The 21522-nt window shown below is 43.6% G+C and carries 19 protein-coding genes and 1 tRNA gene; 12 read left to right on the forward strand and 8 right to left on the reverse strand.

Going from position 1 to position 21522, the window contains the following annotated elements; all coding sequences use genetic code 11:
• Nucleotides 1–60: 60 nt before the first annotated feature.
• From EHQ58_RS02090 to EHQ58_RS02105, 4 genes are all read right to left on the reverse strand, one after another.
• A complete protein-coding gene (locus EHQ58_RS02090; protein WP_135621689.1) occupies nucleotides 61–999 on the reverse strand; it encodes a hypothetical protein in 939 nt (312 codons plus the stop codon).
• Between the two features lie 209 nt (nucleotides 1000–1208).
• A complete protein-coding gene (locus EHQ58_RS02095) occupies nucleotides 1209–2372 on the reverse strand; it encodes a tyrosine-type recombinase/integrase (protein WP_246047050.1) in 1164 nt (387 codons plus the stop codon).
• Nucleotides 2373–3589: 1217 nt separating this feature from the next.
• Nucleotides 3590–3661 (reverse strand) — tRNA-Arg (locus EHQ58_RS02100).
• Between the two features lie 13 nt (nucleotides 3662–3674).
• Complete coding sequence (locus EHQ58_RS02105; RefSeq protein ID WP_135621691.1) at nucleotides 3675–4496, reverse strand: hypothetical protein; 822 nt, start codon at nucleotides 4494–4496, stop codon at nucleotides 3675–3677.
• Between the two features lie 46 nt (nucleotides 4497–4542).
• Between EHQ58_RS02105 and EHQ58_RS02110 the strand changes: the two genes are divergently transcribed.
• The 3 genes from EHQ58_RS02110 (at nucleotide 4543) to EHQ58_RS02120 (ending at nucleotide 6471) form a co-directional block, all read left to right on the forward strand.
• A complete protein-coding gene (locus EHQ58_RS02110; RefSeq protein ID WP_246047052.1) occupies nucleotides 4543–4914 on the forward strand; it encodes an HIT family protein in 372 nt (123 codons plus the stop codon).
• A 70-nt stretch (nucleotides 4915–4984) separates the two neighbouring features.
• Nucleotides 4985–5716 carry a polyphosphate kinase 2 family protein gene (locus tag EHQ58_RS02115; RefSeq protein ID WP_246047054.1) on the forward strand — a complete coding sequence of 244 codons (732 nt, stop codon included), beginning with the start codon at nucleotides 4985–4987 and terminating at the stop codon, nucleotides 5714–5716.
• Nucleotides 5713–6471: a UDP-galactose-lipid carrier transferase gene (locus EHQ58_RS02120; protein ID WP_135621693.1), complete on the forward strand. Its 759-nt coding sequence runs from the start codon at nucleotides 5713–5715 to the stop codon at nucleotides 6469–6471. The genes EHQ58_RS02115 and EHQ58_RS02120 overlap by 4 nt, the downstream gene beginning before the upstream one ends.
• Nucleotides 6472–6482: 11 nt before the next feature.
• Here EHQ58_RS02120 and EHQ58_RS02125 read toward each other — a convergent pair whose 3' ends face one another.
• From EHQ58_RS02125 to EHQ58_RS02135, 3 genes are read right to left on the reverse strand one after another with little or no spacing between them, the layout of a single operon-like run.
• Complete coding sequence (locus tag EHQ58_RS02125) at nucleotides 6483–7103, reverse strand: hypothetical protein (RefSeq protein WP_135621758.1); 621 nt, start codon at nucleotides 7101–7103, stop codon at nucleotides 6483–6485.
• A gap of 2 nt (nucleotides 7104–7105) precedes the next feature.
• Nucleotides 7106–8575, reverse strand: a complete 1470-nt coding sequence (locus EHQ58_RS02130; protein ID WP_135621694.1) for a bifunctional ADP-dependent NAD(P)H-hydrate dehydratase/NAD(P)H-hydrate epimerase — start codon at nucleotides 8573–8575, stop codon at nucleotides 7106–7108.
• Nucleotides 8576–9766: an LIC_12708 family protein gene (locus tag EHQ58_RS02135; protein ID WP_246047056.1), complete on the reverse strand. Its 1191-nt coding sequence runs from the start codon at nucleotides 9764–9766 to the stop codon at nucleotides 8576–8578.
• A gap of 51 nt (nucleotides 9767–9817) precedes the next feature.
• Between EHQ58_RS02135 and rimP the strand changes: the two genes are divergently transcribed.
• From rimP to rbfA, 4 genes are read left to right on the forward strand one after another with little or no spacing between them, the layout of a single operon-like run.
• Complete coding sequence (gene rimP / locus EHQ58_RS02140) at nucleotides 9818–10306, forward strand: ribosome maturation factor RimP (RefSeq protein ID WP_135621695.1); 489 nt, start codon at nucleotides 9818–9820, stop codon at nucleotides 10304–10306.
• A gap of 4 nt (nucleotides 10307–10310) precedes the next feature.
• Nucleotides 10311–11702, forward strand: a complete 1392-nt coding sequence (nusA, locus tag EHQ58_RS02145) for a transcription termination factor NusA (RefSeq protein WP_135621696.1) — start codon at nucleotides 10311–10313, stop codon at nucleotides 11700–11702.
• A gap of 16 nt (nucleotides 11703–11718) precedes the next feature.
• Nucleotides 11719–14466 carry a translation initiation factor IF-2 gene (gene infB / locus EHQ58_RS02150; protein ID WP_135621697.1) on the forward strand — a complete coding sequence of 916 codons (2748 nt, stop codon included), beginning with the start codon at nucleotides 11719–11721 and terminating at the stop codon, nucleotides 14464–14466.
• A 12-nt stretch (nucleotides 14467–14478) separates the two neighbouring features.
• Nucleotides 14479–14937 carry a 30S ribosome-binding factor RbfA gene (rbfA, locus tag EHQ58_RS02155; RefSeq protein WP_135621698.1) on the forward strand — a complete coding sequence of 153 codons (459 nt, stop codon included), beginning with the start codon at nucleotides 14479–14481 and terminating at the stop codon, nucleotides 14935–14937.
• A 6-nt stretch (nucleotides 14938–14943) separates the two neighbouring features.
• On the opposite strand, the gene EHQ58_RS02160 is transcribed toward rbfA, so the two are convergent.
• Nucleotides 14944–16248, reverse strand: a complete 1305-nt coding sequence (locus EHQ58_RS02160; RefSeq protein WP_135621699.1) for a hypothetical protein — start codon at nucleotides 16246–16248, stop codon at nucleotides 14944–14946.
• A gap of 125 nt (nucleotides 16249–16373) precedes the next feature.
• Between EHQ58_RS02160 and truB the strand changes: the two genes are divergently transcribed.
• Genes truB through dut form a run of 5 tightly spaced genes read left to right on the forward strand, consistent with a single transcriptional unit; the run spans nucleotide 16374 to nucleotide 21459 of the window.
• Nucleotides 16374–17312, forward strand: a complete 939-nt coding sequence (truB, locus tag EHQ58_RS02165; protein WP_135621700.1) for a tRNA pseudouridine(55) synthase TruB — start codon at nucleotides 16374–16376, stop codon at nucleotides 17310–17312.
• A 25-nt stretch (nucleotides 17313–17337) separates the two neighbouring features.
• Nucleotides 17338–17604 (forward strand): 30S ribosomal protein S15, encoded by a 267-nt coding sequence (gene rpsO, locus EHQ58_RS02170; RefSeq protein ID WP_135621701.1) that lies wholly within the window; start codon nucleotides 17338–17340, stop codon nucleotides 17602–17604.
• A 5-nt stretch (nucleotides 17605–17609) separates the two neighbouring features.
• Nucleotides 17610–19700, forward strand: coding sequence for a polyribonucleotide nucleotidyltransferase (gene pnp / locus EHQ58_RS02175; RefSeq protein WP_135621702.1), 2091 nt, complete (start codon nucleotides 17610–17612; stop codon nucleotides 19698–19700).
• A gap of 47 nt (nucleotides 19701–19747) precedes the next feature.
• A complete protein-coding gene (locus EHQ58_RS02180) occupies nucleotides 19748–21025 on the forward strand; it encodes a M16 family metallopeptidase (RefSeq protein WP_246047058.1) in 1278 nt (425 codons plus the stop codon).
• Nucleotides 21025–21459: a dUTP diphosphatase gene (gene dut, locus EHQ58_RS02185; RefSeq protein ID WP_167883510.1), complete on the forward strand. Its 435-nt coding sequence runs from the start codon at nucleotides 21025–21027 to the stop codon at nucleotides 21457–21459. Before EHQ58_RS02180 ends, dut begins: the two co-directional genes overlap by 1 nt.
• Nucleotides 21460–21522 lie beyond the last annotated feature (63 nt).

The following is a 21522-nucleotide window of genomic DNA, read 5'->3' on the forward strand; positions in this document are numbered from 1 at the left end:
CCCTAGCGAGGGCGACAGTCCCGAAGAGCAGCGATAATGCGTAGTTATGCGCCGTAATATTTACTCAAATTTATTCAATATTTTATCTAATTCAGCTTTTGTTAAAAGTTCAGATGGATCAATATTTTTAATTGATTTGGTAAGATTTAAATTTATTAAATCTGGTCCACATTCTTTTTCAAGTTCTTCGAACCATTCATTTTTCGGTATTTCATATTTGATCGACAGATTTTCTTTTACGAGGTACGGTAGTAAAAATGCTTTTACATTGATAATAGAGCAAGAGATCAATAGTATTTCAATGCTGTTTCTAAATGGATTCCAATGACTTGATGCAAAGTCTGTGTAGAAATTCAATTTTAAATCTTTATTATTGTTAAATGGTTTTACAACGGAATAATTTAGACCATATTTTCCTGGCTCAATTTCTTTATTTCCTATTTTAAGTTTAGTTGATCCAAACTTAGTTCTGTATCCATGTTTTAGAGAATTATATTCTAATATTGAATTTTTGTCTGTATGGAAAATTGCCCATTTTTTCCAAAACTCGAGCATTTTATCGATTTTAAGTGTATCTTCTTCTGAATGATATTCAATTCGGTGAATCAAATGACCTATTTTAGTCCAATCGATTTCATTTAGTTTATGAAAATTAAAGATTTTCTCTTTATCATTAATTTTGTTTATAAATGATCTCAATTCTTGGTTGGTATATTTTAATATCCACCCAATCGGATATTCGGTTGCTTGTAGTGCAGATGCAAGTAGTGATAAAAATGTTTCTAAGGCATGAAAGTATGTTTGTCTGATAGATATTGCTGCATTTAAATTTTCCGGATCTTTACGTAATTCTGCTAAAATGTACTCCATTTGATAGCGAAAGAGGTCTGTTTCTATATTTTCAATATAATTTAAACTTTCTTTTTTTAAATCATCTATGTCTCCCCAGACAGCAAATGGCATTTCATTTATTTTGAATGAATAATATCCTATTGGCATAAATTTATATTATGGCGCATAACTCTTTGTCTGCGTATTGCGTGATAATTGCTTTTTCCGATGACGTATAAATGTAATATAGCTAGTAGTTAACTCTGGGCAATCCCTTTTATCAACCATAAACAGGAGTTGATACGAATTGCGTATAAATCGTCATTCCAATCCGATTGGCGCATTTGTACTCCGAGTGTCTGTCCAGACTGCCAATTTCAATTCTTCAGGATTCGATCGAGAGGACTTTGAATTCTCTCCAATCGAGAAGTTGCGACTTTGGTGTAGATCTGTGTGGTTCTCACGTTCGTATGACCCAAAAGAGTTTGAATCATACGAAGATCGGTACCCTGCTCAAGTAGATGGGTTGCAAAAGCATGGCGAAGCGAGTGGAAAGAAACTTTTTTAAGAATCCCAGATTTTTGTTTTGCGATTTCAAAAATTTTTTCTGCCGTTCGAATGCTGATATGAGATTGGTCTCGACCAGGGAAAAGCCATGTATCGGTTACCTTCCCAAGATTTTGCGAGGACAGTCCAGCCAAAAGATTCACCTTACATTGAACGTCATATTGAAATTGAATCGATTCTAAAAGAGAATCCGCAAGCAAAGAATACCGATCTTTTTTACCTTTTCCTTGCTGGATGCGGATCATCTTACGATCAAAGTCTATATTTGCATATTTTAATTTGACAACTTCGCTCACTCGGAGACCGGAGGAATAGGCGAGTTTGAGCATAAGTTGGTGTTTGAGATTTGTGAGGCTTTCAAACAATTGCACTACTTCCTTTTCGGAGAGCACTTCTGGGAGATGGGCAGCCTTTTTCATTTTTGGAAACCGCAAAGTAGGCAATTGTTTCCGAATTTCTTTAAAGTAAAACAGATAGGCCTGTCTCAGCGTACGGATGCTAGATGCCTGCAGATTTCTTTCGGTTTGGCTGTTTTTTAAGAAGGAGTGAATGTCCTCTTCTACAATATCCTTGGGTAGCTTTCGAGAATGTATGCAAAGCCTTAAGATTGACGAGTAATAGGTTTTAGTGGTTTGAAGGGAATAATTGCGGCTTCGAGTTGCATCAAAAAAATCGGTAAACAGACTTACCTTTCGTGGAAAATCCGCAATGTTTAAGCGCAACTGCTCGCTTCCAAAGGAGTTAAGAATGAGTTCAATTGATTCCGCCTTAGGTGGGTAAGACCAAGCTCTCAACTTCCGATCAAAAAAGCCGCCAGGGATCTCACGCGCCTTTGCAATCAATCTTTCGTTATAGGGAAAAGACAAAATGTAGCGTTTCTCGTGCAGGTTAAATTCTAGAAAAAGCATCCAAGACACCTTCTTTCGATCTAAGTAGATCGAGGTTTGGTGCAAGTTTAATGCAATACTAAACAAATGTAAAGTAAAATATAGCTTCGCCCCTTCAGTCCCATCCCGAAAAATTAAGCTAATTCCAGTTATTCTTACAAATTGGGCAACGCTTTTTTCTGTTAAATTAAGGGGAGGGGGCGCCTCGCACTCGTTTCAAAGCCTCTATCTCCCTCAAGCACAATCGACCGGGCTCTCCGTTTCAATCTTCGCTTCGCTACGATTTCCTCTACGATCCCTGGCGCATGACGCATGATAAGCGTATTGCGTTATTTATAATCAAATGGTTGAAAAGGCGAACGGATTTACAGGTTACTTCTAAAAAGGGGAGGTAACGCGCAAATAGGCGAAGGTACGCAAGTGTTTGAGATCGTACATTCGATTTTGATCATTCGTTTCGATTCGTGCGGTGTGTTAGGTCTAAAAAAGATGGAGATTTGGGAATCGCCCTCTCTGCTGGTTCGCCATCCTGGCTCACCTGCGCTCCGAGGCACGGCTTTGTTAGACAACTCCCATTCGCAGCGACCATAGGAGCGAGAATGCTACCCCAGTGGAAACTGGGAGTAGATGACATCGCGTAGCGAAGTCAAAGGTCGGCTAGTCCAACGATTACTCCATACACCCTCTCGACTGATAGTCGAGCCGACGCTTCAACACCTCCCGCCGTTGGCTTCGGTGTTTCACGGGGTCGCGATATTTTGGCTCACACTGCTGTTCGATTCCGATTTGTTTGTGTTAGCTGGATATTGCCCCAGGAGGGAATCGCCCTCTCCGTTGGTTCGCCATCCTGGCTCACCGCACTCCGAGGCACGGTTTTGTTAGACAACTCCCATTCGCAGCGACCATAGGAGCGAGAACGCTACCCCAGTGGAAACTGGGAGTAGATGACATCGCGTAGCGAAGTCAAAGGTCGGCTTGTCAAATGATTGCTCCATCCACCCTCTCGACTGATAGTCGAGCCGACGCTTCAACACCTCCCGCCGTTGGCTTCGGTGTTTCACGGGGTCGCGATATTTTGGCTCACACTGCTGTTCGATTCCGATTTGTTTGTGTTAGCTGGATATTGCCCCAGGAGGGAATCGCCCTCTCCGTTGGTTCGCCATCCTGGCTCACCGCACTCCGAGGCACGGTTTTGTTCGTCGCCTCCCATCCGGGTCGGCTTGTCCAAAAATCGCTCCCTATTGGTCGCGATATTTTGGCTCACAAAACTGTTCGATTCCGATTTGTTTGTGTTAGCTGGATATTGCCCCAGGAGGGAATCGAACCCCCACTGTCGGTTCCGAAGACCGATGTTCTATCCGTTGAACTACCAGGGCAAAGAAGGTAAGGTCAGTTTGGAGGAAGGGATGCTTTCAGCAATTTCTTTTTTAGGAAGGGAAAGGTTGCCGTCAGAAACAGGTAGGACAAATAGACGGCCCAAAAATAGAGAAATACCCGTAAGCCGAATAGGGCATAATACAGCGGACGTGGAGTTCCTGGTATGAGAAAAAGTGTGAGATCGTTGATAGGTATCGTTTCGATATGAGGGATTTTTCGTTTGATGCTCTCGAATATCTTACGAAACTCTGTTGTCCGCATCGAGTGGTCCATAAGTGGATCATTGGTATAGCGGAGGGACCCATCATCACCAAACGCGAAGAATGTGGTTTCCCAGCCTAGGAATTGAAAATCAACGGGAAAATACCCACTCATATTCTTGATAAAAAAATAGAATTTGTCCTTTTCAAAGGAAAAATTAGAAATTTGACCCTCCTTTCGAATTTTCGAAACGCTGAGTCCATCTTCATAAAAATCACTCCAATCTCCCCATGAGAAGTATACCTGATCATTGGAATACCATAGAAATCCCCCCAAATTAGGAATCCCTTCCAATAGGGAAATGAGGTTAATTTTGCTCGATATTTCTCCTTTTTTAATCCTCGAGAAGGATTTTTCATTTTGCAAATGGAACTTTAAAGTGGTACGAATCCTTGCGATATCTTCTTGATTTTTTTCTTCGACTCTTTTCCGGATTTCGGAGATTTCTTTCTGGTGCGGTGAGAGAAAAACTTCCTCGGCAATCTGGTCAAAGAACGATGAGATCATTTCATTGGGATGGGCAGAGGCAGCCACTGGTAGTAAAAATAGAAAAAGAAAAAAAGGTAGTTTCAAAAAGTGGTTTCCTCTAGTCCTTAAAGTATCGGAGCATATCAATCAGATGATTACCTGTCCCATATGCGAAGCACATAAAATTGGCAAGGATATCATTGCCCAGACAGAACACTGGATCCTCCGCAAAGCCCCAGAAGACAAAAATCTAAACGGATACTGTTATTTAGAATCGAAAAAGCATGTGGAAAATTGGCAGCTACTTTCTCTTGAAGAATGCCAAGATTTTGGAAACATTTTACATAAAGGCCTAGAAGCCTCACTCGTTTTGCCATCCTCTCCCGATAAAGTTTACTTTGCTGCCATTGCGGAAGCCGTTCCTCATCTTCATATGCATTTAGTACCAAGGTATCAGAATCATTCGAAGGGCATTGGCCATTTGGAACAAGCACTTGGCCCAGGATTTTTAAAGGCTCTTTAAAAAATTCTTTTCAAGCCGTCTCCGATTCGATTTACTTTTGTGCATGATTCGTCTGAAAGATATTCAACCCTTGCCAAAAAGAGAATCGAGTGAAGATGAAATTGCCACATTACAAGAACAGATTTTCATACTTCAAAAAGAATCTTACGACAAACAGATTGGCCATATTTTCTTATTAGAAGGATGGTCCTCTAGCGGACGAGGTGAATTACTAAAGGCACTGACTGTCCGTTTAGATCCTAGAAAATTCAAAGTGTATTCACCTTTTGTTCACAAATCCGAAGATCGAGGCTACCCCTTTCTTTGGAATTTTTGGCAGTACTTACCTCGCTTTGGTGAATCCTTATTTTATTTAAATACTTATTATGGAAGGTTGATCTATTTATTGGCATTTGAAGGTTTGGATCCGAAAGAATACAGCCATCGCATGCTTTCGATTTTGAATACCGAACGAATTCTAACACGCGATAAAATTAGATTTCATAAATTTTTCCTGCATATTTCTGAAAAGGAACTGTCCAAGCGAATTGAAAAATCGAGAAAAGAAAAGAGAGATTGGGAACTTTCAGATATTGATAAAGACCAATCTAAGCACTATCACAAATATAGAAAACGATTCGAGGTTGTGCTTAACGAATCAAATACAGCTTCCTCGTCCTGGGAAATCATACCCTGCGATGATGTCGCAAGTGCAAAAATATATTTATTGAAATGCATCATCGAGAGAATGGAAGCGGAACTCAAAATAGATTCTGCCAAAGAACTAAGTCTCCTTGCAAAAGGCGGAGAATTATTGCCATGAAAAAAGTGAATCTATCCGACCGCATTCTGAAACTCGAAGAGGTAAACGTTTTTCCTGCAGTAGAAAGAAATGTATATAAAGCCGAAATGAAAAAACTCAAAACGCGCATCAATCGAGCCACTTTGTATGCTAAATACTTAGGCAGGCCGATTGTCTTTGTATTTGAAGGTTGGGACGCGGCAGGAAAGGGCGGTGCGATACGCAGATTGACACAAGAAATTGATCCGCGACTTTATGAGGTTCATAATATTGCCGCCCCTGATCCTCAGGAAAAGGTTAGACATTATTTATGGCGGTTCTGGAATCGAATCCCAAACAAGGGTTATGTGGGAATTTTTGACAGATCTTGGTATGGAAGGGTTCTTGTCGAAAGGGTGGAAGGTTTTTGTTCGGAAGAAGAGTGGTCCAGATCCTATGAGGAGATCGTACTTTTTGAAGAGCAGCTCGCAAACTTTGGAACGATCATCATTAAATTTTGGCTTCACATCACCTCGGAAGAACAATTGGCGCGATTCGAAGCCAGAAAAAATGACCCCCTGCGCAGATGGAAACTAACTGATGAAGATTGGCGCAATCGTGAAAAATGGGGAGAGTATGTCGAGGCGGCAAATGAAATGTTTTTGAGAACCGATACTCCTTTTGCACCCTGGAAGATTGTGCCTGCTCGAGATAAATACTTCGCACGCATTGACATTCTCTCGAAAGTAGTAGACACCTTAGAACGTGAATTAGCGATTCCAAAAAAGTTTCGTTAATCGACAGAATTTTAATTTGAGATTCGATACGGTTTTTGTTTGATTTGGAATATCTTTCGATCGGAGGATGTTGTGATTATCATTTGTGTTTGGAAACTTAAGGAAAGATATCTGAATTTGGATCGAAATATACTATAATCTTCATCAAATATTTCTTTTTTACAATTCGGATCTAAAGCTTGCAAACGGGATAGCTGAAGCGAGTGGTATAAAAAACCTTTAGAGTTCGCAGGAAACTTTTTTTCCTCCCATAAAAGAGGCTCTGAATAACAGAGAATCCCATCTTGTGTCAAAAGACGAAATTCTCCGCTCCATGTTTTGGCAGGAAGTTTTACATCCTCACTCGTATTGTTTTCTATAAATAGAAAATACCCTTGGTATTTTTCGTCCGGTTCCCTAGACAGAGAGAGATACATTGGGTATCCATCTACGATCTGTTTTGTGGAGATTGTGGGATCTTGGAAACTACCCGGATTTAAACTCCGAAATACCAGATAGGCGACAATAATGAGAAGAAAAATATCAATAAGAATGATGAACTGTCTCCACTTCTTTTTGGATTTTTCTTTTCCTATTGTTTTGAGATACTCTCGAAATTCCTCCGGTGACCTGGAGTGATAGCCCTTTGACACGATCAAACCTTCCCAACGAGAAATTGTAAGATAGCAGAAGCAGAAGGATATGTTTCGGGCATCTCACGAGTCCCTTCCAAAAACGAGAGAGTGTAGTAAACGGATTGGGGGATGGTATACCCAATCGATAAAAATCTGGCAAGAATTCCAACCAATAGATCGCCAGATCCCATCGTGGCAAGGGCTGCATTGGGTGCCTCCCAAACATAACATGCTCCCGTATCTGTCATAAGCATACTCACATGAGATTTAAACAGGACATGTACTTTCTGGTCTAAACAAAATTGCAAGCAGGCATCATAGGCGGACTGAACAGAGTTGCATTTGATTCCCGTAAGTCTTTGGAATTCTCCCGCATGCGGTGTCAGGATGAGATTCCCCTTTGGAAGTGGAGTGCCCTTTTCAGGAATGGCACCCGCATCCAAAACCAAGGTTTGGTCTGGTCTCAAAGTAAGTTGGGTTAGAAACTCAGGATACTTGGAGAGTCCGGGTCCCACTGCGATCACTTTTGCTTTTTGAAAGAAAGGATCAGAAGCAATCGCTTTCCCGGAATCCACCTGAATCATTCGGGACGGATCTGATTGTAAAATGAGGTCTCTGGTACTTGTGACAGGAGTAAAGAGTTTTGAAATTCCTCCGCCTAAACTATGAAATGCGGAACTAGAAAGCATAAGAGCTCCTGCCATCGACTCATCGCCACCAAAAAAAATCGCAGAACCAGCACTGTACTTATGATCCGTATGTTTGCGTTTTACCAGTGGCAGGACTTCCTCAAATTCCATTTTTTCAAAATAATAACGATTCGAAAAAGAATCTTTGCTCTTATGCGACCGGGTCGGGAAGCCGATGCTTTCATAGTATCTGGGAACGATTTTGTCACCTAACGTAAATCCCACATTTTCCCATTTTCGGGTTCCCAATTCTTCGATGGAGTCGGCTTCCACATAATTGGTCGGCTGATCGATTACAAAGCCAGAGGCGCTATCCAAGGATAGTTTATAAAAAAATAAGTTAGAAGCATTGATCCATTGGATGAGCTTCGTTAGCTCTATGGATAGCTCATCTTTAAACCCAGTTCCGAGTATAGCATCCACAAGCAGAAGAGAACCCGACTCTGCATGCTTTCCGAACTCATCGATTTCCGAAAGGGAATGCATTGGGATTTCCGCTGTTTCGCACAGAGTGGCAAAAAATAGGGCATCGTTTCGTTTCGGTCTGCCTGTTTGAAAGACTCTTACAGGCACTCCTTCTTCAAAAAGGATATTGGCGAGTGCGTATCCATCTCCGCCATTTCCTCCCGTTCCTGCAAAGATCCAGATCTCCTCGGCTGTAGACCAAAGGTCTTCGTTAGCATGAAACACGGCAAGTGCTGCCATACCCATGAGAGTTGTCTCCGGATAGCCAAGTTTTTCATGAGCAAGCAGGTCGAGGGCTCTTGCTTCTTCATTCGTATAGAGTGGGTAAACTTTCATCTAAATCCAGCGGTACACTTCGAGTGCACCCGCACGAATGCGAATCGAATAGATATTATCATCAGCGTCAGTATAGGTTTCACGCCACTGCCCACGAGGAGGTTCAAACGGAAGGCGTTTGTTGTTGATGTGATTTCCTTCGCGATCGTGAACTTGTAACCGAATCGAAGTGCCTTGGTCTTCTGTTTCCCAAACATAAAATTCGTTATTGGATCTTATCGAAAATAAAATCTCCGAAGGGTCCTGGATTTCTTTGACAAATTCATCCTCAGGGCCACCAAACGTATAACGAAAGATCTTTCGGTATTTGAATCGTTTGTCTTTTTTGGAAAAGAAACTAAAAGAGGCGAGCACATACTCTCCTTCTGGATGTGGCAGGATGCGATCGAGTGTAATGTCAAAGTCCTTTGCTTCAGGGCTTGTGAATACAGGCAGAGCTGATTCACGGATGTTTCCTTTCAATTCCCCTTCATCAAAATACGATAGTCGCATTTCCTCTGCAATACGATGGTAAACAAACAACTTATCACCTTCGCCTGCAATGATGGATTCAATATAACGGAAAGGCTCCGAATTTTTCCCCGAAGCCCCGAGCATAAATTTAACCACACCTTTCTGTGAAATTTGGACCAGAAAGGAGGGCAGGACCGCTGCACCCGAAGTGGAAAAGGTGCCGCTATAAGATTTATACAAGTTTTCCTGTCCTGGGGGGACTTCGAGTCCCTTGGAGGAGATTCGATTTTGTACAACCAAATCTCCATCTTCCGTGAGTGCCACAATCCCAATCCCGCCAAAACGAAATGGGTAATGCGGAATCCCAGAAATCGACTTAAAATCTGGATTCCCAAGGCTTGCTTCGAGTCGTCCATTGCGGTCAAAGAGTTTGATGATGGATTGTCTGGTATCTGCCAGGGCAATCACATTGCCTGTGACAGGAAGGGTGAGGGGAACATTGGTCAAGACCTGATTGACAACGACTCCTTCCCAGGTATCGGGTGTGGAACCTAGGGGGATTCGAAAAAGGAGATCATTTTTTAGGTTGTCCACGCGGAACCGGAGACAGGCAGTGAGGGTGAGAGGCAGTAAAAGGAGGATGATGAGTCGCATAGACAACCTTCCATTCCCTATTTTTTTATTTACAGCACAACTCGGTTTTCCTAACTTGACAGGTGTCGTGTTATTTTTTAACATGAGTTGGGTCTCTCACTAAGAATCCTGCACAGGGATACTTTTGGATATGGTTTGGTATACACCGAGGAAAACATCAGAGAAGTTTTAAATAAAATTCTCGAACCACCTCTTGCGCTTTTTTCGCTCCAAGTACAGAATCGGAAAAACCACGCCCTCATTGAGATTTCACTGGATCACCTTGAACAGAAAACTGGCGCTGTCAGTTTGTTTGATTGCGAGGAAGTATCCAAGAGACTCAAAGAGGAGTTGGACAATTGGGGAGAAGAGTTTGACTTCACTCTCCAAGTCTCATCTAGTGGGGCTGAGCGTATGCTTCGCCTACCTGAGGACTTTGGTCGTTTTCAGGGACTTTTAGCAAAACTAGAAGTTCTCTTGGATAACGGAACATGGGACAAGCGAGTCTATCGTCTTGGGCCACGAACGGGGGACACTATCGAGCTTACACCTTATGAAAAACGAGGTCCGAGACGAAAGGTAGTGAAACCCATTCAAAAACCTTTAAGTGAAATTCGAAAAGGAAATCTATTTTTAGAATTATAAACCTATGGCTACAAAACAAGTAACGAAAGAAATCGGCCTCTTTGAAGCCATCCAACAATTTTGCGCAGACAAATCGTTGGATCGCGATCTCGTACTCGGTGTGATTCGAGACTCCCTTCTTACCGCTTACCGTAAAAAAGTAGGTTTAGAGGTCGACGCAGAAGAGCGTTGCCAAGTAGAGTTCGGACAAGAAAACAAGAACGAGATTGTCGTCAGTGTCCTGAAAGATGTGGTGGCGGGTGAACCTCAGTCCCTTGTCGAAATTTCTTTGGCAGACGCAAAGGCACTCGATCCCAATGCCGAGGCCGGCGAAAAGATTCGCATCTTTGAAAAGCCGCAAGACCTCTCCCGAGTCCTTTCCAGCCAAGCCAAGCAGATGGTCTTCCAAAGACTCCGCGACATTGAAAAAGAAATTTTATTCGAAGAATATAAATCCAAAGAAGGGGAGTTAACACATGGTTACTTCCAACGATGGAAAAAAGATGCGATGAGCATCGATCTGGGTAAGGTTGAGGGCATTATGCTCAAAAAAGACCAGAACCCCGGCGAAAAATACCGCCAAGGGGATCGTTTGAAAGCGATCATTTCCCGCGTGGAAATACGTCCGAGAGAGCCGATGCCGGTCATCACGCTTTCCCGCGCCTCAGGTGATTTTGTGAAAAAATTATTCGAAATGGAAATCCCAGAAGTATATGATGGGATTGTGGAAATTCGGGATGTCGCACGCATTCCTTCTTTTCGGACCAAAGTGGTCGTCTTCACCACGAAACAAGATGTGGATCCAGTCGGAGCTTGTGTAGGGATGAAAGGGGTTCGGATCCAAGCCATCGTCAGAGAGCTTGGAAATGAAAGGATCGATATTGTTTTACATTCTGAAGAACCTAGTGTTTTTATTGCCAACGCGATTTCGCCGGCAAAACCGGTTGAGGTGCATGTTGACAGAAAACGGGGAGATGCCTTGGTCATTGTCCCTGACGAATCCTTATCGCTCGCGATCGGGATCAATGGGTCCAACGTAAAGCTTGTCTCCCAACTTTCTGGTTACAAGATTGACATAAAGACAGTTTCGCAATACAATCAAGAACTAGCTTCCCCTGAAGCAAGAGAGAAATTGGATCGTCTCTTCAATGCCCAACAAGAGGCAATGGAAGGCGAAGAAGAAACACAAACGAGTGAAGTAGAAGAGGAAGACGATGCACTGACCCCTCTCACAGAAATTCCTGGTCTCACACCAAGGATCGTTGGCCTCCTAGAAGCCGGCGGAGTCAAAAACGTCGAGACTCTTTTGGATTTCAGTCCAGAAGAATTGTCAGCCATCTCCGGAATTGGCCGAACAACAGCAGATCAAATTTTAAGGTTACTGCGCGAGTCGATTGAATGGGTGGAAGAGGGCTAGGTTAAGCAAGTAATATATGGAAGAACAAAAATCGATCAAAGAAACGCTCCAACAAGGAGCAGCTGGTGACAAGTCCAAGAAAAAGCTTGTCATCAAGAAAAAACCTGGTTCCCCCGAACCGAAAACGACCGCTTCGGCACCAGAGGTAAAAGCGAGTTCTTCTCCCTCTTCTGAAAAGAAAAAAGATTTAAATGAACTAATCCGCGAGGAAGCAAAACGCCAGGGCGGCCTTGGAGCTGGCTCAGGCTCAGGCCCACAAGCACCATCTCAAGCATCGCCGATTGTTTCTCGTCCCGAACGAAAACGGGATGAGTCCATCGAGCAGGCAAGACCGATCGATCGGAAACCAGAATCGATCCTCTCTGGAGATACAGCATCTCCGGGGTATAGAAGCGCAGAAAATAAAAACCAAGCACAAACAGTTCCTGGCTTTTTCCGTAAGGAAGACAGAAACCCGATCGTTTCCAGACCTATTTCCAGACCTCCAGAAAACCGAGGACCAGGACAGGGTGGCGGCGGTGGTGGTTACCAGGGCAATCGCGGTCCAGGACAGGGCGGTGGTGGGTACCAAGGCAACCGAGGTCCAGGACAAGGCGGTGGTGGGTACCAAGGCAATCGTGGCCCAGGACAAGGCGGACCGGGTGGATACCAAGGCAATCGTGGCCCAGGACAAGGCGGACCGGGTGGATACCAAGGCAATCGTGGCCCGGGTGGACCGGGACAAGGTGGTCCTGGTGGGTACCAAGGTGGCCAAAGACCTGCGGGAAGTCGCGGCGCTCGGCCGATTGGTCAGGGTGGTCCAGGACAAGGTGGTGGTGGCCAAGGCGGCGGGATGGGAGGATCTCCTTTCGGAGGGGCTCCTGGAGCTGGTGGCGGAAATGCTTCTGGTAAAAAGAAGGCTTTTGAAAAAGACAAAGGCGGCAGAGAAGAGAAAGACGAGAACACTAAGTTTTTCAAGCAGAGCTTTCGTAAACAAAAAGCTCAGGCCGCGGCACTTGCAGCGGTTCCTAAAGAAATCTCCATTTTGGAAAACATCCAAGTGGGAGAGATTGCAAAGAAATTAAATTTAAAACCTGGTGAGATCATTTCAAAACTCATGAAAATGGGTATGATGGTAACCATTAACAATGTGATTGATGCCGAAACGGCTTCGATTCTTGCAGATGATTACGGCTGTAAGGTGAAAATTGTTTCGCTTTATGACGAAACCGTCATCGAAGAAGAAAAAGACGCACCAGAAGATTATATCACAAGGCCACCTGTAGTTACCATCATGGGTCACGTTGACCATGGTAAAACAAAACTCCTTGATACGATCCGCGTTTCGCGTGTCGCAGAAGGCGAGTCAGGCGGAATCACACAGCACATTGGTGCCTACCAAGTTGAGACGAGCCGCGGCCGTATCGCATTCTTGGATACACCAGGTCACGAAGCGTTTACCTCTATGAGAGCACGTGGTGCCTCAGTAACAGACATCGTAGTTCTTGTGGTAGCAGCAGATGATGGTGTGATGCCTCAAACGATAGAAGCGATCAATCACGCCAAAGAAGCGGAAGTTCCGATCATTGTGGCAATAAACAAAATTGATTTACCCGCAGCAAACGCTGAAAAGGTGAGACAAGAACTTTCAAATTATGGTCTGCAACCAGAAGAGTGGGGTGGAACGACCATTTTCTGTGAGATTTCAGCCAAAAACAATATCGGTATCGATAAATTACTTGAGATGATTCTCATCCAAGCAGAACTTCTAGACCACAAAGCCAATCCGAAACGCCGTGCCAAAGGAACCATTGTGGAAGCCAAACTCGATCCAGGTCGTGGTCCTGTGGCAACGGTCCTCATCCAAAACGGAACCCTCCGTGTGGGAGATGCCTTTGTCGCAGGTGTACACTCTGGTCGCGTAAGAGCACTTTATAACGATCTTGGCCAGGCCATTCGCGAAGCAGGTCCATCCTTTCCAGCCCTTGTGACTGGTCTTGATGGGGTTCCTGATGCAGGAGCACCGTTTGATGTGGTGATGGAAGACAAAGAGGCTCGGGAGATTTCTCATAGCCGTCAGGAATACGAAAGGCTAGGACAGTCGAAAAATGCGGCAACTCGCGTAACACTTGATAATATGAGTGAGATCATCAAACAAGGTGCACTCAAAGAGCTCAAGGTCATCATCAAAGCTGACGTTCGGGGATCTACGGAAGCAGTCAAAGAAGCGCTTGAAAAACTTTCTACTGCTGATGTTAGATTGCACGTAATCCATGCAGGAACAGGTGCGATTGTTGATTCTGATATCATTCTAGCATCTGCTTCGAATGCGATAGTCATCGGGTTTCATACTCGTGCCAATCCGAAGACCGTTCAACTTGCTGAAAAAGAAAAAGTAGAAATCAAATACTATAGCATCATCTACGATGTAGTGAATGAAGTGAAAGCTTCTATGGAAGGTATGCTCGAACCAGAAAAGGTCGAAAATATCATCGGTAAGGTGGAAATTCGCGATGTATTCAAAATCTCCAAAGTGGGTAACATTGCAGGATGTATGGTTAAGTCTGGTAAGGTGACAAAAGTCGCTAGCGTTCGTGTGATCTCAAGCAAATCGGGAGAGATTATGTGGGAAGGGAAACTCAAAAACCTCAAACGCGTGAAAGACGATGTGGCTGATGTGCTTACAGGTTTCGAGTGCGGGATCTTACTCGATGGTTTCAATGATTTTGAAGTCGGAGATGAGATCGAAGTATTCGAGATTCGCGAGATTGCTCGTAAGCTCTAGGATTAGATACCAATGAATCCGATTCGAAAAAAAAAGCTCGAAGCGGAAATCCTTCGCATCCTTTCCATGGCGATCCTGGAAGGTAAAGTAAAAGACCCAAGGGTGTTTTTACCAACCTTCCATCGCATCGAAATTACAGACGATTTAAAGAAAGCTGATATTTATTTTACGGCTCTTTGCAATAACAACGAACGTAAAAAACTGATGGCAGGACTATCAAGTTCTGCTGGTTTTTTGTCTTCCCTTGTTGGCAAACAACTCCATTTGCACACCAACCCCAGATTCTTTTTTGCTTGGGACAATAACTACATCAAATCCCTGGAAGTGATTCAGCTCATTGAAGAAGCAAAGCCAAAAACGTTATATGAGGAACTTCATCCAGGCGAAGGACAGGTCAGTTCCGCAAACGCAGAAGTGGCTTCCGATCAAGCCGCCAATGAAGAACCTGAAGATGAGCCGCCCGCTTCTTAGAAAAGTTTAAATCTTAATCGTATATCCGATCGAAAAAAAATAGATCGCATGTACGATGTGTTGTTGTTGGTAGTGTTGCGTAAGAGTCCGTTTCACAAATTCATTGGGAGAATTCGCGGCAATCTGATTTAGAATGAAAGCGTTTTCATACCCGAATACCTTAGAAGGATCAGTGACCCTTCCATCATTGGCATTCGTATCTGCGTAAACTCCATCGCTTGGAGTGTAAGTAACATTGTCCACGAGAGCAGGTGTGGCGCGGTACATCATATTGGCCGCGAAAAAAAACTTCGTATAATCAAATTGGAGTCTCGGACTAATATCACTAATTCCTTTTCTTCGATCCACATTATCGTTCACATCCGCGTAGCCCATCACAATGCTCGGTGTGATTCGAAAAGCCTCTCCTTTAAAAAACTCATGACTGAGTGATAAACGGTAGTTATGTCCACCTTGGAATGCTCCATTATATTCACTAAGCATGCGATTGTTTATCGAGAACTGGGGGTTTAACCAAGAGAGAAACGGAGGTCTCCACGCAATGACCCAAAGTCCTCGCATTACATAATTTGGGTCATTGGTGTTGATAAAAATAAATCCTGCTGAAAAGGTTCCCATTCTCGTTTCATGGTCGTACATTGCCCTCGAGAATAAGTAGTCATTTAAACCGTTTTTTTCTTTCCGCAGTTTCACGGAATTGGGATCAAATGCGAGAGTACCACTTGCGAGTGTTGCATTCACGACATTACTTTGATCCGCACCTCCAGCAGCTGTTTGAAATCTAAAATCTGCATCTGTATTAGATCTGTCAACTAACGGATTCATTACGGTAAGACCAAATTTAAAGGCTTTTGGTAAACCCAAAAGTTCAATACTCGTGGACATAAAATAAGCTTCGTATGTATCCTTATAGGCAGTCTTATTTCGTCTTGCTTGGCGTTCTCCGAATAGATCCGAACCTTGAAATGCTCCGTCGTTAGAAACAGATTGAGATAATAAAAAAGAATCCTGCGGGACTGCACTTTTTTCGGTTGGATTTTTCATCGCACCCGTAGGTATACTTTCATCCAGCGTCAGTTCGAGAGTAGGCTCACCAGGATCAGAGACAATTTTTAAAACCTTGTCTTTTTTGATGCGTGTATAGATGCCATTTTCATCTACGAATTCGATATCGAGTTCTGTACTCCTTTCAATTGATACTTTTTCAAAAGACTTTCCGGTTTTTGTAATTACAGTAACAGAAAAAAGAGCTGAATTCGTTAGAAGCAGAAAGAAAGCTCCGATGAGAAACCGAACCAGTTTGGGAATCATTACCATCATTACCCTTTAGACAGTTTTTTTGGCAAGTTGCATTGGGCAATTGTGGGGAATGCGATTTCTTAAGGTTGCTTTTTTGGCTTTCAAATTCTAGCATTCTTTTATACTCAATCGACTGTATGCCCTCACAAAAGCCCAGCTCAGGATATCTGTTTGTCAATAAAACACCCGGACTCACTTCTTCGGATGTGGTCATTCGTTTGAAGAAGAAATTTCATTTAGATTCCATCGGGCATACAGGAACTTTGGACCGGTTTGCCGAAGGTTTACTCATACTCCCATTTGGTGATTATACCGCCTTTTCTCAGTTATTCCTTGGAGAAGACAAGACCTATTATGCAGAAGTAGAGCTGGGAAAAAAAACGGATTCGGGAGACCTCGATGGAGTAGTGAGTGAGAAGTGGACAGAAGAGCAAACTAGCAATCGGAAAAAAGAACTCCACTGGTCGGCACAATTTTTGGTTCAGGAACTTGCAGAGCTTTTAGGCTGGAAAGTCCAAAAAGCTCCAAAGATCTCCGCGTTAAAAGTCGACGGAAAACGCCAATCTGACCAAGTGCGTAGCGGTAAGGATGTAAAGGAAAAAGAAAGACCGATACGCATCGAGAGGGTTTGGGATGTGAGTTTCAGCGAAGATCGGTTTTGCTTCCGCATCCATGTCAGCTCGGGCACGTACATTCGAAAAATCGTTCTCGATTTGGCAGAAAAATGGGGACTGCCGCTGGTCTTAACCAGACTTGTCCGAGAATCGATAGGAAAGTGGACCCTTCTCGGTGCAAAGACGTATATGGAAACAGAGATCCAGGATGCAAAGAGATGGCAGGATGTGCTTGTACTTCCCGCCAGGCGGGTGAACGCTGATGAGAAAAAGGCAGTGATCCATGGAGGGTATGTTTGGGATAAGCTGCCGAAAGCCGATGAAACAGGGTTTTACTTTTTGGAAGAAGGAACAGACGAAATCGTTGCTTGGTGTGTCTACCAGGGTAGGTCGTCTCATTTGCCTTACCGGTACAGCAAAGTATTTTTTAATCCTACCGCAAAAATTATGTTTTCTATTTGAAGCCTTCACAGATTTTGGAAGAAATATGGTCACAAAAGAACAAAAACAGCAGATCATTGCTACTTACGGTAGCAAGCCAAACGATACTGGATCTGCAGAAGTACAAATTGCTATCCTTGACACTCGCATCAAGGACCTTACTGAACATTTTAAAGTCAATAAAAAAGATTTCCATTCTCGCAGAGGTCTCATAGCGCTTGTTAACGCAAGGAAACGTATGCTTGAGTATCTTAAAAAAAGTAATATCGACAGTTATAGAAAGCTAATAGAAAAACTCGGTCTTAGGAAGTAACTCCTATGGCTACAGAGTTTACTGGTTCTTGGGGTAGAGATTCTATCACCATCGAAACAGGCAAGTGGGCGAAACAAGCCCACGGTTCTGTTGTCTATAAGACGGGGAACCTTGTTCTCCTAGCAACTGTTTGCGCTACAGATGAACCGAAAGAAGGACAAGACTTCTTTCCTCTTACCTGTGAATACTCTGAGAAAATGTATTCTGTTGGTCGTTTCCCAGGTGGATACTTCAAACGTGAATCCAAACCTCCAGAACACGAAGTTCTACTCTCTCGTATCATCGATAGACCCATTCGCCCTATGTTTCCAGAAGGTTACTTCTCGGAAGTTCAGCTCATGGTACAAGTTTTATCTGCGGATAAACAAGTCTCTGTTGCTGGTCACGCTATCAGTGCAGCTTCTGCCGCTCTAGCAGTGTCTCCGATTCCATTTGCAGGCCCAATTGCAGGGGCACGCATCGGACGTATTGGTTCCGAATTCATTCTCAATCCGACAAACGAAGAAATGACGAGATCAGACTTAGATCTCATTGTTGCGGGAACCAAAGATGCGATCGTGATGATCGAAGGTGAAGCCTCTGAAATCTCGAAAGACGATATGATGGCCGCTCTTCGTTTTGCTCAGGATGCTTTAAAAGTTGCGGTTGAGATGCAAGAAGCTCTTGCGGCAAAACATGGTATGCCCAAAAAACAAGTCGTTTTGAAGGCTCCTGACAAAGATCTTCATGCAAAAATCCGAGAGTTTGCTTTCAGTAGGTTGACGGCTGCGAATAAAAATGCGGACAAAGCGAAACGAAATGAAGACATCAAACTCATTAATAGTGAAACCGTAGCACATTTTAAAGAGTTACTGGCACCTGTTGATAAAACAAAAGACATCAAACATTACTTACACGAATTGGAATATGAAGTCGTCCGTGAACTTGTACTTGGTGAAGGCATTCGTTTTGATGGGCGTAAAACCGATGAAATCCGTCAAATTTCTTGTGAGATTGACGTGCTTCCTGGTCCTCACGGATCTGCGGTTTTCACACGTGGCCAAACTCAAAGTTTAGGTGTTATGACTCTGGGAACCACAAATGATAACCAGCGTTATGAGACACTCGAAGGCCAAAAAGAAAAGAACTTCATGTTGCATTATAATTTTCCCGCATTTTCTGTGGGGGAAGTCAGACGGAATTCAGGTCCTGGCCGTCGTGAGATTGGACATGGTAACTTAGCGGAAAGAGCGATCAAAAAGGTACTCCCGTCACAGACAGAATTTCCTTATGTGATCAGGCTCGTTTCCGAAATCTTAGAATCTAACGGCTCATCTTCTATGGCATCTGTTTGTTCGGGCACTCTGGCACTTATGGCAGGCGGTGTTCCGATCAAGGCTCCTGTTTCTGGGATTGCCATGGGTCTTTTCAGTGATGAAAAGGGTAGGTTTGCAGTTCTTTCTGACATCGCAGGAATCGAAGATCACTTTGGTGATATGGACTTTAAACTCGCAGGGACCAAAAAAGGCATCACAGCTTTCCAAATGGATCTAAAAGTCAACGGTCTTGGTTTAGAAGTTTTACAAAAAGCCATCGAACAGGCGCAAGTCGGCAGGGACCACATCCTTGGAGAAATGAACAAAGCCATTTCTTCTGTGAAGGGTGACCTTTCTGCTACGGCTCCACGGATCACACAAAAACAAATTCCAAAAGATCGGATTGGCGAGCTCATTGGTCCTGGCGGTAAAATGATCCGCGCCATCACAGAACAATCTGGTGCTGAAATTTCTGTGGATGACACAGGTAAGGTGACGATTGCCTCTCCAAGTGAAGAATCCAAACAAAAAGCCATTGCCATGATTGATGGAATCTTTGAAGAAATCGAGATCGGTCGGGTCTATGATGGCGTTGTCAAACGCATTGCTGATTTTGGAGCTTTCGTTGAGATTTTGCCAGGGAAAGAAGGCCTTTGCCATATCTCCAAACTCGACGTGAAACGTGTCCAATCTGTAAGAGACGTGGTGACAGAAGGCCAAAAGGTCCAAGTCAAAGTGATTTCCGTAGATAAAACGGGAAAGATTGATCTATCCAGAAAAGACGTCCTTACTGACAATTAAGACATTACCCTCGGGACCTAATGGGTTCAGAGGGGAGGTAGAGCTCTTTGCCATCTGATGAATTCAAACGTATTGTCCTTGCAAACGGACTCACCATCTTATTCCAACCTATGAAACATGCTGCCTCTATGGCAGTAGGTTTGTTTTTAAAAGAAGGATCACTTGCTGAATCTAACCGTGAGCTAGGATATTTCCACTTCCTTGAGCATATGCTCTTTAAAGACTCGGAAACAAGAACCTCCAAGGAAATAGCATCCGAAATCGAAAGAGTTGGCGGAGTGCTCAATGGTTCTACCAGTAGAGAGTATACACAGTATTATGTAGTAGCTATTAAAGACAAGGCAGAGCTTGCCTTTGACATCCTATCTGATATGATCTTTCGTCCTCTTTTTCGTGAGGAAGACATCAAAATCGAAAAGGGTGTGGTCATCGAGGAGATGCGATCGTATGAAGATGCACCCGATGATTTTGTTTACGATTATTATTTTAGAAATATTTTCAAAAAATCGCCTTACGGTCGTGATATCATCGGCACCAAGGAATCGGTAACAGGTATTACACGAAAGTCGATCCGAAAATTTTACGAAAAACACTATTTCCCTGCAAATATGGTTTTATCGGTCTCAGGAAATTTGAAATGGGAAGAAGTGATCAAACTTGCAGAGAAGTATTTTTTCTTTGAGAATCCTAAAGGCAAAGTCAGCAGTCCTGTCGTCATCAAAGCTCCTAAAAAAAGTTTTACGAAACATTTAGAAAAAAGGAAAATCGAGCAGTTTAATGTCATGCTCGGTGCGAGCGGAGTTCCGCGTGACTTCCGTTCGGTGACAGTAATTCAATTGCTCTCAACAATCCTTGGTGGGGGAATGGCTTCTAGGCTTTTCCAAAACATACGTGAAAAAGAGGGTCTTTGTTATTCTATCTATTGTTTTCCTTCCTTCTATCGCACGACAGGCCTTTTTTCCATTTCCTGCGCCACCTCTCGCGAAAAAGCCAATCGGTGTATCACTCTGGTCCTAGAAGAACTCCGTGCCATAGTTCGTGACGGTTTTCTAGCAAAAGAGCTCGAAGACGCCAAGTCAAATCAGTTAGGTGGGATGGCAATTGGCTATGAATTGCCGGAAAATCGCATGAACAACATCGGCCTCCAAGACATTTACTTTGGTAAATACTACCCCTTGCAAGCGCGTATGGATGCCCTCAAAAGTGTGACTCTTCCTGAACTGAATGCCATGGCAAAAAAGATCTTTAGCGTTCCCAACCTACATCTTTCTTGTGTAGGCGATATGAAGGACTCCGAATTTCAAAAAATTCCGACGAAACTATGATCCAGGTCCAAATCCAGAAGACGCGGGAGGGCGCTGAGCTCCCCGAGAGAAAGACGAATGGGGCCGCCGGCTACGACCTTTCTGCCTGTCTAGAGGCAGACCTCATCCTACCCTTGGGAAAAGTTACTTTTGTTCCGACGGGGCTTTCCTTGGCGATTCCTTTGGGATTTGAAGGACAAATTCGGCCTAGGTCTGGCTTTTCTACCAAACACAGGATTCTCATGCCAAATGCGCCGGGGACCATCGACTCTGATTACAGGGGGGAGATCCTTGTGCCGCTTCTCAATTTAGGAGAAGAGGATTTTGTTCTGAGTCATGGAACCCGCATTGCCCAAATCCTCATCAAACGCTACGAGGTCGTAAATTTCCAACTCGTTGACGTCCTGGATGAAACGGAGCGAGGAAGTGGTGGATTTGGGAGCACCGGGAAATAAGACATAAAACAGAAAAAAGACACTTCAGCACTTTTTAAATCTAACCGATAGGTTTCAAAAGAG

It is taken from the genome of Leptospira ognonensis, assembly GCF_004770745.1.
Classification (GTDB): Bacteria; Spirochaetota; Leptospiria; order Leptospirales; family Leptospiraceae; genus Leptospira_A; species Leptospira_A ognonensis.

Bases quoted from the DNA above. Each gene is read 5' to 3' on its own strand.
- EHQ58_RS02110 (WP_246047052.1), top strand. From the start codon at position 4,543: ATGATTACCTGTCCCATATGCGAAGCACATAAAATTGGCAAGGATATC.
- infB (WP_135621697.1), top strand. From the start codon at position 11,719: ATGGAAGAACAAAAATCGATCAAAGAAACGCTCCAACAAGGAGCAGCT.
- EHQ58_RS02130 (WP_135621694.1), bottom strand. From the start codon at position 8,575: ATGAAAGTTTACCCACTCTATACGAATGAAGAAGCAAGAGCCCTCGAC.
- truB (WP_135621700.1), top strand. From the start codon at position 16,374: ATGCCCTCACAAAAGCCCAGCTCAGGATATCTGTTTGTCAATAAAACA.
- EHQ58_RS02090 (WP_135621689.1), bottom strand. From the start codon at position 999: ATGCCAATAGGATATTATTCATTCAAAATAAATGAAATGCCATTTGCT.
- EHQ58_RS02135 (WP_246047056.1), bottom strand. From the start codon at position 9,766: ATGTTAAAAAATAACACGACACCTGTCAAGTTAGGAAAACCGAGTTGT.
- EHQ58_RS02160 (WP_135621699.1), bottom strand. From the start codon at position 16,248: ATGATTCCCAAACTGGTTCGGTTTCTCATCGGAGCTTTCTTTCTGCTT.
- EHQ58_RS02120 (WP_135621693.1), top strand. From the start codon at position 5,713: ATGAAAAAAGTGAATCTATCCGACCGCATTCTGAAACTCGAAGAGGTA.
- rpsO (WP_135621701.1), top strand. From the start codon at position 17,338: ATGGTCACAAAAGAACAAAAACAGCAGATCATTGCTACTTACGGTAGC.
- pnp (WP_135621702.1), top strand. From the start codon at position 17,610: ATGGCTACAGAGTTTACTGGTTCTTGGGGTAGAGATTCTATCACCATC.
- nusA (WP_135621696.1), top strand. From the start codon at position 10,311: ATGGCTACAAAACAAGTAACGAAAGAAATCGGCCTCTTTGAAGCCATC.
- rbfA (WP_135621698.1), top strand. From the start codon at position 14,479: ATGAATCCGATTCGAAAAAAAAAGCTCGAAGCGGAAATCCTTCGCATC.